This window comes from Burkholderia sp. E168m15, from assembly GCF_016586105.1.
Taxonomy (GTDB): Bacteria; Pseudomonadota; Gammaproteobacteria; order Burkholderiales; family Burkholderiaceae; genus Burkholderia; species Burkholderia orbicola.
Genome location: NZ_BCPO01000205.1, coordinates 1 through 17,005 on the forward strand (window position 1 = coordinate 1; position 17,005 = coordinate 17,005).

Below are 17,005 nucleotides of genomic sequence, written 5' to 3' on the forward strand. Positions count from 1 at the left end.
ACATCGTCCGGGTACTGCGTCGGGTCCTCGTACGACGATCCGATCGCGACGATCGGCAGCGGCGAACCGGCGAGCGCGTCGGCCACGGCCGGGTCGTCGAAGTCCGCGATGATGCCGTCGCCGTCGAAACGCTCGATCCCGGTGAGCCGGCAGCGGAAGTCGTCTTCGAGGAACAGGTCCCACACGACGCGCGTCGTGTGCAGGTACTGGCCGATGCCGCTGATGATCTCGCGGTCGTAGACCTTGTTCGCGTTGAACAGCAGCGCGATGCGGTGCGGTGTCTGGGCGGAAGGGGCGCGTGTCATCTGGGTGTCGGGGCGCGCGCCTAGCGGGCGCGGTGCCGTTGTCTCCGGGGCGCGCCCGGACGGCGGCGCGCGATATCTGGTGTACGTGGTGTACGGCGATTGTAGGACGGAACGTGTGCCGCACGTAGCGGCTGGCAAGAAACATCAAGCGCGCTGCGCAATTTCGCAATTGCCGGCCGATAGGCGCGCGGGCACGATCCAGTCAACCGAATTCGGCCGCGTGCGTCGTCGCGACGCGCGTTGCGCTGCAACAAGAACCCCTACGGAGACGCCATGTCGTATTTCGAGCACATTCCCGCGATTCGCTACGAAGGCCCGCAGTCGGACAACCCGCTTGCGTATCACCATTACGACCCCGACAAGCGCGTGCTCGGCAAGACGCTCGCCGAGCATCTGCGGATCGCGGTCTGCTACTGGCACACGTTCGTATGGCCGGGCCACGACATCTTCGGGCAGGGCGCGTTCCAGCGGCCGTGGCAGCAGCCGGGCGACGCGCTCGAGCGGGCGCGGCAGAAGGCGGACGCGGCGTTCGAATTCTTCACGAAGCTCGGCACGCCGTTCTATACGTTCCATGACACCGACGTCGCGCCGGAAGGCGACAGCCTGCGCGACTACGCAGCCAATTTCGCGCGGATGGTCGACTATCTCGGCGAGCGTCAGCAGGCAAGTGGCGTGCGGCTCCTGTGGGGCACCGCGAACCTGTTCTCGCACCCGCGCTTCGCGGCCGGCGCCGCGACCAACCCGAACCCCGACGTGTTCGCATGGGCGGCGACCCAGGTGTGCCACGCGCTCGACGCGACCCACCGGCTCGGCGGCGAAAACTACGTGCTGTGGGGCGGACGGGAAGGCTACGAGACGCTGCTCAATACCGACCTGAAGCGCGAACGCGACCAGTTCGCCCGCTTCCTGTCGATGGTCGTCGAGCACAAGCACCGGATCGGCTTCAAGGGCGCGCTGCTGATCGAGCCGAAGCCGCAGGAGCCGACCAAGCACCAGTACGACTACGACGTCGCGACCGTGCACGGCTTCCTCGTGCAGTACGGACTCCAGAACGAGATTCGCGTGAACATCGAGGCGAACCACGCGACGCTCGCCGGTCATTCGTTCCATCACGAGATCGCGAACGCCTTCGCGCTCGGCGTGTTCGGCAGCGTCGACGCGAACCGCGGCGATCCGCAGAACGGCTGGGACACCGACCAGTTCCCGAACAGCGTCGAGGAGCTGACGCTCGCGTTCTACGAGATCCTGCGCCACGGCGGCTTCACGACCGGCGGGATGAACTTCGACGCGAAGGTGCGGCGCCAGAGCATCGATCCGGAAGACCTGTTCTACGGCCACGTCGGCGCGATCGACGTGCTCGCGCTCGCGCTCGAACGCGCGGCGGTGCTGGTCGAGAACGACCGGCTCGACGCGCTGCGCCGGCAACGCTACGCGCAGTGGGACGACGCGTTCGGCCGCAAGATCCTGTCCGGCGGCTATACGCTGGAATCGCTGGCGGCCGACGCGCTCGCGCGTGGGGTGAACCCGCGGCATGCGAGCGGCGCGCAGGAGCGGCTGGAGAACATCGTGAACCAGGCGATCTACGGGCTGCGCTGACGCCATGTACATCGGACTCGATCTCGGCACGTCGGGCGTGAAGGCGGTGCTGCTCGACCGCGACGGCGCGGTGCGCGCGAGCGCAAGCCGCCCGCTGACGGTGAGCCGGCCGCAGCCGCGCTGGTCCGAGCAGGCGCCGCGCGACTGGTGGGACGCCGCCTGCGGCGCGCTCGCTGCGCTGGTCGCGGATGCGCGCACGGCCGGCATCGACCCGCGCGACATCGACGCACTCGGGCTGACCGGGCAGATGCACGGTGCGACGCTGCTGGATGCGCATGGCGACGTGCTGCGCCCCGCGATTCTGTGGAACGACGGCCGCGCGGACGCGGAGTGTGCGGAACTCGAACGGCTCGCGCCCGCATTGCGCACGGTGGCCGGCAACATCGCGATGCCGGGCTTCACCGCGCCCAAGCTGCTGTGGGTGCGTCGTCACGAGCCCGACGTGTTCGCACGCGTCGCCTACGTGCTGCTGCCGAAGGATTATCTGCGCTACCGGCTGACCGGCGCGTTCGCAACCGATCCGTCGGATGCCGCCGGCACGCTGTGGCTGGACGTCGCGAAGCGCGACTACGACGACACGCTGCTCGCCGCCTGCGGGCTGTCGCGCACGCAGATGCCGCCCGTATTCGAAGGCAACCGCATTACCGGCACGCTGCTGCCGGCCGTCGCGCGGGCGCTGGGCCTGCGCGAGATCCCGGTGGTGGCCGGCGGCGGCGACAACGCGGCCGGCGCGGTCGGCGTCGGGATCGTGCGGCCCGGCGACGCGCTGCTGTCGCTCGGTACGTCGGGCGTGTATTTCGCGGTGTCGGACGGGTTTCGCGCGAATCCCGAATCGGCGGTGCACAGCTTCTGTCATGCGCTGCCGGACACGTGGCACCTGATGTCGGTGATGCTGAACGCGGCCGGCTGCGTCGACTTCACCGCGCAACTGGCCGGTTACGACGGCGTCGCGGCGCTGCTCGACGACGCCGAGACGAACGCACGCGCGAGCCGCCCGTGGTTCCTGCCGTATCTGAGCGGCGAGCGCACGCCGCACAACGACGTGAACGCGAAGGGCGTGTTCTACGGGCTCACGCCCGACACGCGGCGCGCCGATCTCGCGAACGCGACGCTCGAAGGCGTCGGCTTCGCGCTGCTCGACGGCATCGACGCGCTGCATGCGGCCGGGCTCGCACCCGACAGCATCACGGTGATCGGCGGCGGCTCGCGCAGCGCGTACTGGACGCAGATGCTCGCCGACCTGAGCGGCCGTGCGCTGACGCTGCGCGCGGGCGGCGAAGTGGGGCCGGCGCTCGGCGCCGCGCGCCTCGCGCATCTCGCGCTCGAACCGCATGCGCGGCTCGGCGACGTGTGCCCGCAGCCGCCCGTCGTCGCGGTGCGCGAGCCCGATCCCGAGCGGCACGCGTGGTATCGCGACGTGCGGCGGCCGACGTTTCGCGCGCTGTACCGTGCGCTCGAACCGGTGTTTGCGACGGGCGCCTGACGCACATTGCAGTGACTCGATGCGGGCGGTGCAATCCGGCGGCCGCCCGCGGTTCGTGAGGTGGTTCCATAACAAGGAGTCTGGAGACATGAAAACCGTGACGCGTCGTACCGTATTGCATTCCCTTGCCGGCGCCGCCGCGCTGGCGATCCTCGCGCTGGGCTCGCCGCTCGCCCACGCGAGCAAGGACAAGCCCGAGATCGGCTTCTGTATCGACGACCTGCGCGTCGAGCGCTGGTCGCGCGATCGCGACTATTTCGTCGCGGCCGCGACGAAGCTCGGCGCGAAGGTGTCGGTGCAGTCGGCCGATGCGAACGAGGCGCGGCAGATTTCCCAGATCGAGAACCTGATCTCGCGCGGCGTCGACGTGATCGTGATCGTGCCGTTCAACTCGAAGACGCTCGGCAACGTCGTCGCCGAAGCGCGCAAGGCCGGCATCAAGGTCGTGTCGTACGATCGCCTGATCCTCGACGCCGACGTCGACGCCTACATCTCGTTCGACAACGAGAAGGTCGGCGAGCTGCAGGCGCAGGGCGTGTTCGACGCGAAGCCGAAGGGCAACTATTTCCTGCTGGGCGGCGCGCCGACCGACAACAACGCGAAGATGCTGCGCGAAGGACAACTGAAGGTGCTCAAGCCGGCGATCGACCGCGGTGACATCAAGGTGGTCGGCCAGCAGTGGGTGCCCGAATGGAGCGCCTCGACCGCGCTGCGGATCGTCGAGGACGCGCTGACCGCGAACAACAACAAGATCGATGCGATCGTCGCGTCGAACGACGGCACGGCCGGCGGCGCGATCCAGGCGCTCGCCGCGCAGCATCTAGCCGGCAAGGTGCCGGTGTCCGGGCAGGATGCGGATCTGGCCGCGGTCAAGCGCGTGATCGCCGGCACGCAGACGATGACCGTCTACAAGCCGCTGAAGCTGATCGCGAGCGAAGCTGCGAAGCTCGCGGTCGATCTCGCGAAGGGCACGAAGCCCGCGTTCAACGCGCAATACGACAACGGCAAGAAGAAGGTCGACACGGTGCTGCTGCAGCCGACGCTGCTGACCAAGCGCAACGTCGACGTCGTCGTGAAGGACGGCTTCTATACCCAGGCCCAGCTGGCGAGCCAGTAACGGCACGACGCGCGGGCGGCTCACCGGCCGCCCGCGCGTATCCTGCGAGGCATGAACGAATGACGGAACCCTTGCTGACGATGCGCGGCATCGTCAAGGCATTCGACGGCGTGAAGGCGCTCGACGGCATCGACCTGACCGTGCGCCCCGGCGAATGCGTCGGGCTGTGCGGCGAGAACGGCGCCGGCAAGTCGACGCTGATGAAGGTGCTGTCGGGTGTGTACCCGCATGGCACGTGGGACGGCGAAATCCGCTGGGAAGGCGCGCCGCTCGCGGCGTCCGGCGTGCGCGACACCGAGCGCGCGGGCATCGTGATCATCCACCAGGAACTGATGCTCGTGCCCGAACTGTCGGTGGCCGAGAACATCTTCCTCGGCAACGAGATCACGCTGCCGGGCGGGCGCATGAACTTCGCGGCGATGGTTCAGCGCGCGGAGGAGCTGCTGCGCGAGCTGCGGATCGACACGATCAACGTCGCGCAGCCGGTGATGAACTACGGCGGCGGCCACCAGCAGCTGATCGAGATCGCGAAGGCGCTGAACAAGCACGCGAAGCTGCTGATCCTCGACGAACCGTCGTCGTCGCTGAGTGCGTCGGAGACGCGCATCCTGCTCGACATCGTGCGCGACCTGAAGCGTCGTGGGGTGGCGTGCGTCTACATCTCGCACAAGCTCGACGAGGTGGCGGCCGTGTGCGACACGGTCACCGTGATCCGCGACGGACGCCACGTCGCGACCGAGCCGATGGCCACGCTGACCACCGACCGGATCATCGCGATGATGGTCGGCCGCGAGATCCGCGACCTGTATCCGCGCGAGCCGCACGAGATCGGCGACGTCGTGCTCGACGTGCGCCACGTGACGTGCCGAGACGTGACGAACGCACGCCGCAAGCGCGTCGACGACGTGTCGTTCAGCGTGCGGCGCGGCGAGATCGTCGGCGTCGCCGGGCTGGTCGGCGCGGGCCGCACCGAGTTGATGCAGGCGATCTTCGGTGCGTATCCGGGCGCGTGCACGGCGAGCGTGACGATGAACGGCAAGCCGCTGTCGATCCGCTCGCCGGCCGACGCGATCCGCGCCGGTATCGCGATGGTGCCGGAGGACCGCAAGCGCCACGGCATCGTGCCGCAGCTCGGCGTGGGCCACAACATCACGCTCGCGGTGCTGCGGCGCTTCGCGGCGCGCGGGCGGATCGACGCGGCCGCCGAGCTCGATACGATCCGCACCGAGATGCAGCGGCTGTCGGTGCGCGCAGCGCACCCGTTCCTGTCGATCGCGAGCCTGTCGGGCGGCAATCAGCAGAAGGCGGTGCTCGCGAAGATGCTGCTGACCGAGCCGCAGGTGCTGATCCTCGACGAACCGACGCGCGGCGTCGACGTGGGCGCGAAGGCGGAGATCTACCGGCTGATCTTCGCGCTGGCCCAGCGCGGTGTCGCGCTGATCGTCGTGTCGTCGGAATTGCCGGAGGTGCTCGGCCTGGCCGATCGCGTGCTGGTGATCGGCGAGGGCGAGCTGCGCGGCGATTTCGTCAACCAGGGCCTCACGCAGGAACAGATCCTCGGCGCCGCGCTGAAGCCCGCGCGGCTGGCCGCCGAACCCACCGCAGCGAGTGCGACATGAATTCCGAACTTTCTTCCTCGACCCCGGCGACGCCGGATGCAGGCGCCGGCCGCGCGCCGCGGCTGCCATTGCGCCATGTCTTCACGCGCTACAAGGTGCTCGCGCTGCTGTTCGCGGTCGTCGCGATCTGGGCATTCTTCTCGGTGCTGACGGACGGCGCGTTCGTCACGCCCCGCAACGTATCGAACCTGCTGCGGCAGATGTCGATCACCGGCATGCTCGCGTGCGGCATGGTGTTCGTCATCATCGCGGGCGAGATCGACCTGTCGGTCGGCTCGCTGCTCGGGCTGCTCGGCGGCGTCGCCGCGATCCTCGACGTCAACCGCCACTGGCCGGTCGCGGCGACGGTCCCGGCCGTGCTCGCGCTCGGCGTGCTGATCGGGCTCTTCAACGGCTGGTGGTCGACCTATCGGCGCGTGCCGTCGTTCATCGTCGGGCTCGGCGGGATGCTCGCGTTTCGCGGCATCCTGCTCGGCGTGACGGGCGGCTCGACGATCGCGCCCGTGTCGGACGGCTTCGTGTTCATCGGGCAGGGCTATCTGCCGCGCGTGGCCGGCGACGGCCTCGCGGTCCTGCTGTTCGTGGTCGCGACGCTGCTGGTGGTGCGGCAGCGCGGCACGCGGCGGCGCTACCGGCTCGCGGTCGCCCCGCTGTGGCAGGACGTCGCGAAGATCGTCGGCGCGGGGGCGGTGCTGTTCGCGTTCGTCGCGACGCTCGACCGTTACGGCGGTATTCCGGTGCCCGTGCTGCTGCTGCTCGCGCTGCTCGGCGTGTTCTCGTGGATCGCGACGCAGACGGTATTCGGCCGGCGCATCTATGCAGTGGGGTCGAACCTGGAGGCGACGCGGCTGTCGGGCGTGGACACCGATCGCGTGAAACTCGCGATCTTCGCGCTGATGGGCCTGATGTGCGCGTTCGCCGGCCTCGTCAACACGGCGCGGCTCGCGGCCGGGTCGCCGTCCGCCGGCACGATGGGCGAGCTCGACGCGATCGCCGCGTGCTTCATCGGCGGCACCTCGATGCGCGGCGGGTCGGGCACGGTCTACGGCGCGCTGATCGGCGCGCTCGTGATGGCGAGCCTCGACAACGGGATGTCGATGCTGGACGTCGACGCGTACTGGCAGATGATCGTCAAGGGCGCGGTGCTGGTGCTGGCGGTGTGGATCGACGTGGTGTCGCGCTCGAACCGGCGGTGACGCGCGGCCCGGTCGCGCGGCGCGATGATCGCCGGCAGGCGGCGATCGTGAAAGCGTGCGTAGTACGGCTCGACCCAGCTCCGTTCGTCGCGGAACATCCACGGAAACAGGTCCTGCCTGATCGGCGTGATTTTCCTGAAACTCGCGGGATCTCCCACCGCGTCGATCACGAGGTTCGCGAGGCGGCCGATCGCGCCGTCGTTCTCGCGGTAGAGATCGATGTTGCGCCGCTGAACGAGTTCGGCCGCGAACACGAGCGGCAGCAGCGCGAAGGTGTGATAGGGGAGCGCGCGGTCGCCGCGCTTCACCTCGCGCGCGAGCGAACCGTCCGGGCCGATGTCGCGAATGCCTTCGCGTACCCGCAGCAAACCGGAATCGGGACCGAAGGCAGTCTAGCCCCCGGGGCTTTCGCCAGGCTTTCCACGGCGAGCCGTTACCGTTCCGATCTGCCGGCCGTCGGTGCGACGCATGGCGGTCGTGGCGGCTTCGCATGGCATGCAATGCGCTATTCTGTCGTCCTCAACCGCCAGCCCCATCCGATGAAGCGTCCGTCGTTCTCCACCCAACTCGTCATGCTCTGGGCACTCGTCGCGGCGTTGTGCGCGACGCTGGTCGCGGTCGTCTGGGTCACCGCGAGTTCCGCCGAGAGTCAGCAGGTGGCCAGCGCCAAGGCCGCCGGCGCGTCGGCCTGCGAAGCGGTCGCGTCGCGTTACGGCGCGTCGTCCGCGTCCGCGGGCGCCGGGCCCGCTCCGGATCTGATGCACGCGATCCTCGACATCGTGCTCTCGCGGGCGCCGGACATGGAGGGCGGGTTCTGGATGCCCGGCGCCGCACCCGACGCGAGCGGCTTTCTCGCGTATTCCTTTCCCACTTATCAGGGCAGCGGCGTCAAACGCGACGTTCCGGAAGCGGAAACGCCGCTGATCCTCCGCACGCTGCATGCCGCGGCCGCGACGCATGCCGCGACGACGAACGTCGTCGAAGGCGCGCAGGATGCCGTGATCGCGGCGGCCTGTCCGGTACGCGGCGGTGCGGGGCTGTACGTGTGGATGCTGACGCGTGCGCGCCCGCCGCTGGGCCGGCACGGGGAATTGCTGGCCACGGGGCTCGCCGCCGTGCTCGCGGTGATTCTGGCGATCGCGGCGGCGCTGGCCGTGGCGCTGCGCCGCTGGAAACGCAATCTCGCGCGGATCGAGAGCGGGCTGGGGCCCGACGGTCGCGAACATCACCTGCCGTACGTCGGCGAACCCGATCTCGACCGCGTCATCGATGCGTTCAACGAGCGGGCGCGCCGCGCCGACCGGCTGCAACAGCAGGCCGACGAACTGCGTACGCGGCTCGCGCAGGCCGAGCGCTTCGGCATGCTGGGCAAGCTTGCCGCGCAGGTCGCGCACGAGATTCGCAATCCGATGGGCGCGATGCGGCTGAAGGCGGAAAACGCGCTGGCCGGCGACGGCCGGCGGCAGCAGGACGCATTGCGCGTGATCCTCGCGCAGATCGAGCGCATCGATGCGCAATTGTCGAGCCTGCTCGCGCTGACGCAGCCGGTGCGCCCCCATGCGACACTCGTCGACGTCGACGCGTGGCTCGCGCAAGTCGTCGACGCGCACCGCGAGCTGGCGCAGCGGCAAGCGATCGACCTGACGGTGTCGCTCGCGGGGCAGGGCGAACGGCTCGCGTGGCCATCGGATCGTCCGGCCTTCGATCCCGACCAGATGCGGCGGGCGCTCGATAACCTGCTGCTCAACGCGCTGCACCATGCGGGCGACGGCGGCGCGGTCACGCTCACCGCCGAGCGGCGCGCGGTCGCCGGGCGCGACTGGCTGTGTATCACCGTGTCGGACAGCGGCCCCGGTGTGCCGGCCGCGCAGCGCGAGCGGATCTTCGAGCCGTTCGTGACGGGTCGCGCGGACGGCACGGGCCTCGGTCTTGCCGTGGTCCGTGAAGTGGCGGCGGCGCATGGCGGACACGCGCGCCTCGACGGCGGCGCCGCATTCGTGATTGAAATTCCATGGCAAACATCCTCATAGTCGACGACGACGCGGCCTTTCGCGACGGCCTCGCCGAAACGCTGGCCGATCTCGGTCATCGGGCCGTCGAGGCCGCATCCGGCCGGGCCGCGCTCAGCGCGCTGCGCGACGGCGGCGGCATCGAATGCGTCTTTCTGGATTTCCGCCTGCCGGATCTGGACGGGCTGGCCGTGCTCGCGCAACTGCGTGACGATCCCGCGCTGGCCGCGATTCCGGTCGTCATGCTGACGGCCCACGCGACCAGCGACAACACGATCGAAGCGATGCGGCTCGGCGCATTCGATCACCTGACGAAGCCGATCGGGCGCCGGGACATCGCGCAACTGCTCGAACGTATCGTGTCGGCGAATCAGCCGCCCGCGCCGGCGCCATCCGACAGCGGTTTCGCGGGCGAACCTTCCGCGGACCGACCACGATTGCTGGGCGTGAGCGCCGCGATGCGCGACGTGCAAAAGCAGATCGGCCGGGCCGCGATGAGCGACGCAACCGTGCTCCTGACCGGCGAGACGGGCACGGGCAAGGAGGTGGCGGCGCGCGTGCTGCATGCCGCATCGGCTCGCCATGCGGGGCCGTTCGTCGCCGTCAACTGCGCGGCCATTCCGGCCGATCTGCTCGAAAGCGAGTTGTTCGGGCATCGTCGCGGTGCGTTTACCGGCGCGCATGCCGATCGCGCGGGGCGCCTCGTCGAGGCCGACGGCGGCACGCTCTTTCTCGACGAGATCGGCGACATGCCCGCCGCGATGCAGGCGAAGCTGCTGCGCGCGCTGCAGGAGCGCCAGGTGATGCCGCTCGGCGCGGACCGCGCGACGACGATCGACATTCGCGTCGTGGCCGCGACGCATCGCGATCTCGCCGCGGCCGTCGCGAACGGCACGTTCCGCGAAGATCTCTTCTATCGGCTGAACGTCATTCCGCTGCACCTGCCGCCGCTCGCGGAGCGTGTAGCCGACATCCTGCCACTGGCCGCGCATTTCCTGGGCAGCGCGGCAGGCATGCGCGCGCTGCATCTGACGAACGACGCTCAGCGCGCGCTGCTCGATCACCGCTGGCCGGGCAACGTCCGCGAACTGCGCAACGTGATGGAGCGGGCGGCCGCGCTCGCCCCCGGGCCGGCCGTCAGCGCGGCCGATCTCGGCCTCGGCGCCGTGCCGGCGCGCCAGTCGGGCGCCGATGCGGTGCCGGCGCACCTGCTCGACATGCCGCTGCCCGATGCGCTCGCGACGGTCGAGCGCGCGGCGATCCTGCACGCGCTCGAGCGCGCGAACGGCAATCGCGCGGAAGCCGCGAGGCAGCTCGGGATCGGCCGCCAGTCGCTCTATGCGCGCATGGCGAATCTCGGGATCGAGCGCGACGAATAGGGCCAGCGCCAGCTCGTTATCGGTGTGAGCGGGCCGCTGGTCGCGTTGTTTCGACTGTCGGGAATGCCGACATGCGGTGAATCGACGTGTCGGGAAATCCGACACGTTTGGCGCGCGTCGTCGTTCGGCGCACGGCCACGCGGTGCGCCGCAGGTTGGCACGGGTATTGCGGATACCGATGCATCGCAACCCGTCGCCGGAGCCCGCCATGAACTCGTGCCTGCCTGTCGTCCGATCGCGGCCGCGGTGCCGCGCTGCCGTTCGCCGCTCGTATCGCATGCTCTGCGCTGCCGCGCTCGTTGCCGTCGCAACGGTCAGCGTGGCGCAGGTGCCGCCGGCGCCGCGCGCGGAAGACCCGGCCGGCGCCATGCCGCCTCCGCCGCCTCCGCCTCGGCCTCGTGCGCTTGTGCCTGCCATGCCCGGAAACGACACCGCCTCCGACGCGCTGGTGTCCGGCACGCTGTCGCGCCTGACGATCAATCCGGAAGGGGCGGTCGACGGCTTCGTGCTGACCGACGGCACGCTCGTCCTCCTGCCGCCGCATCTCGGTTCGCAACTGACGGCGCTCGTGAAAACGGGCGACCGCGTGACGGTAGCCGGCGAACGACGCGTCGACGATGAAATCCGCGCACGCGTGGTCCGCAACGACGGCACCGGCGCGTCGCTGTCCGATCAGCCGCCCGCGCCCGTCGCGCCCGTGCCGCCCACGCTGCGCGGGGTCAACCTTGCCCGCCTGAGCGTGTCCGGCGTCGTGCGCCGCGTGACGCGCGCGCCGCGCGGCGAGCCGGACGGCGTGATGCTCGACAGCGGAGCGATCGTCAAGCTGACCGTGCCGGCCGCCCAGCAATTCGGCGCGCTGCTCGCGCCCGGCGAGCGCGTGGCCGCGGTCGGCTACGGCACGCGCAACGCCTACGGTGAAGCGCTGCAGGCGACGGCGTTCGGCGCGCCGGGCCATGTCGTGAATCTCTATGACGATGTCGCGCACTGATCGCGCGACGTCGTTCCTCAATCCATCGAAAGGAGTCCTGCCATGCACTGGATCGATCCCGCCTGCCTGCCCGAAACGCGCGGCCGCGTCACGCAGTTCCTGCTCAATCCGCACGGAGAAATCGACGGCCTGATCCTGAACGGCGACCTGCAGGTTCACGTGCCGCCGCACCTGGGCCGCGAACTGGTGCGCCGTGTCGCGGTCGGCGACCGCATCCGCGTGCGGGGCGTCAAGCCGCGTCGTGCCGCGATGGTCGCGGCCGTGCAACTGACCGGGCGCGACGGCGTCGACATCAACGACGATGGGCCCGCGCACGCTGCGCCGCCGAAGCCGACGCACGCCGCTCGACAGCCGATGGAATCGAACGGCGAAGTCGCGTTCGGGCTGCATGGGCCGAAAGGCGAATTGAACGGCGCGTTGCTGACGAGCGGCGTCGCGCTGCGGGTGCCGCCGCATGCAGCTGAAGCGCTGCACGATTATCTGCGTCCCGGTGTTCATGTGCAGGCGTGGGGGCATGGCGTCGTCACGCCGCACGGCACGACGCTCGACGTGAGCGAGATCGCCGAGCTCGTCGATGCGGATGCCGAATGATCGTGCGACGGTGAGGCGACCATGAGGCCGGCACGCGCGCTCGAAGCGCTCAACTTCTTCCTGGCCGACGTGCAGGCCGGCATCGGCCCGTTCATCGGCGTCATCCTGCTGTCGCGCGGCTGGGGCGCCGATGCGATCGGTTCGGTCATGACGCTGGCCGGGCTCGCCGCGATGGCCGCGACGCCGCTGGCCGGCGCGCTCGTCGACGCGGTGCGCGCGAAGCGGGCGCTGATCGTCGTCGCGGCCGCCGCGACGGCACTGGCCTCGCTCGCGCTGATGTTCGTCCACGGCTATCCGGCGGTGGCGGCGTCGCAAATCCTGGCGGCGGTCAGCGGCGCGGCGCTCGCGCCGGCCGTCGCGGGCGTGACGCTCGGCATCGTGCGGCGGCAGGGGTTCGACCGGCAGTTCGGGCGCAACCAGATGGCGAACCATGCCGGCAACGTCGCCGGCGCGGCGCTCGCGGGGTGGCTCGGCTGGCATGCCGGATTCGACGCCGTGTTCGCGCTCGTCGGCGTGTTTACGGTCCTCGCCATCGTGAGCACGCTGGCGATTCCCGGGCAGGCGATCGATCATGCGTCCGCCCGTGGTCTCGATCCTGCCGGCGTCACACCGGGCACGGATGCCGCGCATCCCGATGCGGTCGGCGCGGCGCCGACGTCGCGCGTCAGCGGTCTGCGCACGCTCGCCGAAAACCGGCCGCTGGTGCTGCTCGGCGCGTCGCTCGCGCTGTTTCACCTCGGCAATGCAGCGATGCTGCCGCTCTACGGGATGGGTGTCGTCGTCACGCATCGCAGCAACCCGAGCGCGTTCACCGCACAGACCATCGTCATCGCGCAGTTCGTGATGGTCGCGGCGGCGTGGCTCGCGCCCCGTCTGATTCGCTCGCACGGTTACTGGCGCGTGCTGCTGTTCTCGTACCTCGTGCTGCCGGTGCGCGGGGTGGTCGCCGCGGCGTGGATGAGCGAAGCGGGCGTGTGGCCGGTGCAGGTGCTCGACGGCATCGGCGCCGGCCTGCAAAGCGTGGTCGTGCCCGCGCTCGTGGTTCGGCTGCTGCATGGCTCTGGCCGCGTGAATGCCGGGCAGGGCGCCGTCGCGACCGCGCAGGGCATCGGCGCGGCGCTCAGCCCCGTGCTGGGCGGCGTGCTCGCGCAGCACTTCGGTTATCCGGCCGCGTTCGTCGTACTGGGCGCCGTGTCGACGGGCTCGCTCGCGCTGTGGCTCGGTCACGCGCGCTCGCTGAGCAGCGTATGCGGCAAGCCGGCCGATCTGTCGGCGACATCATTGTGAAAGCGATATCGATTCCCATGCCTCCATCCACTTGCCCATGAATCCTGTTTCGCTTGCCTGGCTGATTTCCGCGCTCGCCACCGCGGGCGTCATCACGCGCCCGTTCGGCTGGCCCGAGGCCATCTGGGCCGTGAGCGGCGCGCTGCTGCTGGTCGTGTTGAACCTGTTGCCCGTCGCGCAGGCGCTGGACGCCGTCGCGAAAGGCGGCGACGTGTACCTCTTTCTGACGGGCATGATGCTGCTGTCCGAGGCGGCCCGTCGCGAGGGGCTGTTCGACTGGGTCGCGACGCACGTCGTCAATCTCGCGCAGGGCTCGCCGCGGCGGCTGTTCGCGCTGATCTACGGCGTCGGTGTCGTCACCACGGTGTTCCTGTCGAACGACGCGACCGCCGTCGTGCTGACACCCGCGATCCTGGCCGCCGCGCGTCGCGCGAAGGCCGACCCGATGCCGCTGCTGTACAGCTGCGCGCTCGTCGCCAATGCCGCGAGCTTCGTGCTGCCGATTTCGAATCCGGCGAACCTGGTGCTGTACGGCGCGCACATGCCGGCGCTCGGCGTCTGGCTCGCGCACTTCGCGGCGCCGTCCGTCGCGTCGATCGCGTGCACGTTCGTCATGCTGAGGATCGTGCAGCGACGTGCGCTTGCCGGCCGTTGCGAGTCGGGGCTGCCGGTGCAGCCGCTGACGAGCGGTGGACGCATCGCGCTCGCGGGCATCGCCGCAACGGCCGTCGCACTGATGGCGGTGTCGGTGTTCGACCGCCCGCTCGGGTTGCCGACCGCGCTGGCGGGTGTCGTCACGGTCGCGTGCGTGGTGATGCGGGATCGCGCGGCCTGCGTGCCGATCGTTCGCGCGATTTCATGGAGCGTGCTGCCGCTCGTCGCGGGCTTGTTCGTCGTCGTCGAGACGCTCGACCGGACCGGCGCGGTGCGCGTACTAGCGGGGCTGCTGCATACGCTGATGCAAAGCGGCGAGCACGTCGCCGCGGCCGTGGCCGGCGTCGCGGTCGCGCTGGTGTCGAACGCGGTCAACAACCTGCCTGCCGGGCTGATCGCGAGTTCGACGATCCAGGCCGCGCACAGCCCGCAAACGGTGGTCGACGCGATTCTGATCGGCGTCGATCTCGGCCCGAACCTGTCGATCACCGGTTCGCTCGCGACGATTCTGTGGCTCGCGGCGATCCGGCGCGAAGGGCTGCAGGTCGGTTTCCGCGCATTCCTCGCGGTCGGGGCGTGCGTGATGCTGCCGGCGTTGCTGCTCGCGCTGGGGGCGCGCTTCGTGGTAGGCGGCTGACGCGCGATGGCGGTCGCGTCAGCCGCCCGGCCGCGCTAGAACGAGTAGGCGAGCGATGCTAACAGGCTGCGCGGCGCGCCCGGCGTGACCCACAGGCTGTTGTACGAGCTGACGTAGGTGGTGCGGTTGAACAGGTTGTTCAGCACGACCGACGCACGCAGGTGCTTGTTGACCTGAAGGTAGCCGTTGAGCTGCACGGTCGCGTAGGCCGGCAGCTCGAAGCCGTCCTGCGTGTTGGCCGTGTTGCCGGCGCGGCGCCCGACGTAGATCACGCCGGCACCCGCGCCGGCCTTGTCCGCGAACGGCAGGGTCGTCTCGTACATCAGCAGCGCGCTGCCGCTCAGCCGCGGTACGTCGACGAGGCGCGAGCCGGGCGCCAGCACCGAATCGCGCGTGACCTCGGCGTCGACGTACGCGAGGTTCGCGATGCCGCGCAGGCCGTGACCGAGGTCGCCGCTCCATTCGAATTCGATGCCGCGGCTGCGCACTTCGCCGGCCGCGCGCGAGAAGCCGGCATTCGCTGGATCGGCGGTGAGCACGTTGCGTTTGGTGACGTAGAACGCCGAGACGGTCGTGAGCGAGCGCGCGCCGGCCCATTTCGCGCCGGCTTCGTAGCCGTGGCCCTTTTCGGGATCGAACGCGCGGCCGTTGATGTCGGCACCGTTGTTCGGCCGGAACGAATACGCGGTGTTCGCATAGAACGACCACGCGGGGCTCATTTCATACACGACGCCGATACGCGGACTCACCGCGGTCTGCAGCTGGCTCGTCGTCATGCCCTTCAGGCGGTTGTCGATCGACTGGTGGAAGCGATCCCAGCGCAGCCCGGCCAGGATTTTCCAGTGCGGCCCGAACGCGAGCGTGTCCTGCGCGTAGACGCCTTGTCCGTCGTCGCGTTCGAGCAGGTTGGTCGCGGTGCGCGGCGTCGGCGCGGGCTGGCCGTAGACCGGATCGAAGATGTCGATCGCATACGGCACCGAAGCGCTCGGCGTGGAGCGCGTGACGAACTGGTCGTAGTTGAAGCGATACGCATCGACGCCCATCACGAGCGTGTGGCCGATGCTGCCCGTGCGGAACGCGCCGGTGGTTTCGAGACGGCCTTGCAGGTCGTTCGAGTGAAACGCGACCTGCCGGTAGCGGCGCCACAGCGTGCGGCCGTCCGGCTGCAACGCGAAGGCCTCGGACGAGCGCCCCGTCAGGTCGGTGTTGCGTTGCGCGACGCCGGCATTGATCGACCAGCTTGAATCGATGCGATGCTCGAGCGTGAACTGGTGACCCGTGTTGCGCACGTCGTAGTCGCCGTCGCGCGGCTCGCCGAGAAAGCGCGACGCGGGGATCACGCCCAACTGCCCGTTGACCGCCAGCACGCCGCGATCGAGCGGCGCGCGCTGACGCGCGCTCTCGAATTCGTAGTGGAGCGTCGTGTCCGCGCCGATGTCCCACGTGAACGACGGCGAGAACAGGTAGCGTTTGCTCGACACAGTGTCGCGAAAGCTGCCGTTGTTCTCGTTCATCGCGACGAAGCGGTACGCGAGCGATTTCGTGACGGGGCCGGTCGAATCGAGTGTCTGGCGCAACGCGCCGTAGCTGCCGGCCGACACGCCGATGGTGTTCGCGCGGGCGAACTGAGGCTGCTTCGTCGTATAGCTGATGATCCCGCCCGGATCGCCGCGGCCATACAGCGCGGACGCCGGCCCCTTGAGCACTTCCATGCGCTCGAGGTTGACGGTGTCGCGCGGCACGCTCATGCCGCGATTCCACGAAAAGCCGTTGACCAGGTAGTCGGTGCCGGACGTGTTGCCGTCGCCGGCGAAGCCGCGCACCGCGTAGTTGTCCCACAGGCCGCCGAAGTTGTTCTGGCGCGAGACGCCCGCGACCCAGTCGTAAAGATCGTCGCCGCGCGTGGCGGCCACGGTCTGGATCAGCTTCGTGTCGACGCTGCTGACCGCGAACGGAATCTCCATCACGTCCGCCTCGCTGCGCGTCGCACTCGTCGATTCGCGCGTGCGAAACGGCGCCGTCGCGCGTTGCGCGGAGACCTCGATGGTGGGCAGCGCCGTTTCCTGCGCGTCGGCTGCGCCCATGCCGGTCGTGCCGACGACGATGGCCATCGGTGCGGCCGCCCAGTTCCTCCTGCTCATACT

Annotated in this window: 12 protein-coding genes and 2 pseudogenes; 11 read left to right on the forward strand and 3 right to left on the reverse strand. The window is 69.7% G+C overall.

The annotated features are described in order from the left end of the window. A pseudogene (locus JMF86_RS31585) lies at window positions 1-305 on the reverse strand (xylose operon transcription regulator XylR); the annotation flags it as partial. A 273-nt stretch (window positions 306-578) separates the two neighbouring features. Here JMF86_RS31585 and xylA point away from each other — a divergent pair. The 5 genes from xylA to JMF86_RS31610 all read left to right on the forward strand — a co-directional run bounded on the left by xylA (window position 579) and on the right by JMF86_RS31610 (window position 7,316). After that, window positions 579-1,901: a xylose isomerase gene (gene xylA, locus JMF86_RS31590; protein WP_011549898.1), complete on the forward strand. Its 1,323-nt coding sequence runs from the start codon at window positions 579-581 to the stop codon at window positions 1,899-1,901. A 4-nt stretch (window positions 1,902-1,905) separates the two neighbouring features. Further along, entirely contained in the window at window positions 1,906-3,384 is a 1,479-nt protein-coding gene (xylB, locus tag JMF86_RS31595) for a xylulokinase (RefSeq protein WP_011549897.1), read from the forward strand. 88 nt (window positions 3,385-3,472) lie between these two features. Continuing rightward, window positions 3,473-4,501, forward strand: a complete 1,029-nt coding sequence (gene xylF / locus JMF86_RS31600) for a D-xylose ABC transporter substrate-binding protein (RefSeq protein WP_011695050.1) — start codon at window positions 3,473-3,475, stop codon at window positions 4,499-4,501. Window positions 4,502-4,560: 59 nt separating this feature from the next. Further along, window positions 4,561-6,120, forward strand: coding sequence for a D-xylose ABC transporter ATP-binding protein (gene xylG / locus JMF86_RS31605; protein ID WP_011549895.1), 1,560 nt, complete (start codon window positions 4,561-4,563; stop codon window positions 6,118-6,120). Continuing rightward, window positions 6,117-7,316: a sugar ABC transporter permease gene (locus JMF86_RS31610; protein WP_011549894.1), complete on the forward strand. Its 1,200-nt coding sequence runs from the start codon at window positions 6,117-6,119 to the stop codon at window positions 7,314-7,316. The genes xylG and JMF86_RS31610 overlap by 4 nt, the downstream gene beginning before the upstream one ends. Window positions 7,317-7,513: 197 nt before the next feature. Here the strand turns inward: JMF86_RS31610 and JMF86_RS35180 are convergent. Continuing rightward, a pseudogene (locus JMF86_RS35180) lies at window positions 7,514-7,684 on the reverse strand (alginate lyase family protein); the annotation flags it as partial. 171 nt (window positions 7,685-7,855) lie between these two features. Here JMF86_RS35180 and JMF86_RS31620 point away from each other — a divergent pair. The 6 genes from JMF86_RS31620 (at window position 7,856) to JMF86_RS31645 (ending at window position 14,861) form a co-directional block, all read left to right on the forward strand. Then, on the forward strand, window positions 7,856-9,346 hold the full coding sequence (locus JMF86_RS31620; protein ID WP_041489581.1) for a PAS domain-containing sensor histidine kinase: 1,491 nt from the start codon (window positions 7,856-7,858) through the stop codon (window positions 9,344-9,346). Further along, on the forward strand, window positions 9,328-10,704 hold the full coding sequence (locus JMF86_RS31625) for a sigma-54 dependent transcriptional regulator (RefSeq protein ID WP_011549892.1): 1,377 nt from the start codon (window positions 9,328-9,330) through the stop codon (window positions 10,702-10,704). The genes JMF86_RS31620 and JMF86_RS31625 overlap by 19 nt, the downstream gene beginning before the upstream one ends. A gap of 415 nt (window positions 10,705-11,119) precedes the next feature. Next, entirely contained in the window at window positions 11,120-11,692 is a 573-nt protein-coding gene (locus tag JMF86_RS31630; RefSeq protein WP_231691728.1) for a hypothetical protein, read from the forward strand. Window positions 11,693-11,734: 42 nt separating this feature from the next. Continuing rightward, entirely contained in the window at window positions 11,735-12,283 is a 549-nt protein-coding gene (locus tag JMF86_RS31635) for a hypothetical protein (protein WP_011549890.1), read from the forward strand. A 21-nt stretch (window positions 12,284-12,304) separates the two neighbouring features. After that, a complete protein-coding gene (locus JMF86_RS31640; protein WP_011549889.1) occupies window positions 12,305-13,570 on the forward strand; it encodes an MFS transporter in 1,266 nt (421 codons plus the stop codon). Window positions 13,571-13,607: 37 nt separating this feature from the next. Further along, the gene (locus tag JMF86_RS31645) at window positions 13,608-14,861 is read left to right on the forward strand and encodes an arsenic transporter (protein WP_011549888.1); all 1,254 of its coding nucleotides are present in this window, start codon (window positions 13,608-13,610) and stop codon (window positions 14,859-14,861) included. 35 nt (window positions 14,862-14,896) lie between these two features. Here the strand turns inward: JMF86_RS31645 and JMF86_RS31650 are convergent, their stop codons facing one another. Beyond that, on the reverse strand, window positions 14,897-17,002 hold the full coding sequence (locus JMF86_RS31650) for a TonB-dependent siderophore receptor (RefSeq protein WP_011549887.1): 2,106 nt from the start codon (window positions 17,000-17,002) through the stop codon (window positions 14,897-14,899). Window positions 17,003-17,005 lie beyond the last annotated feature (3 nt).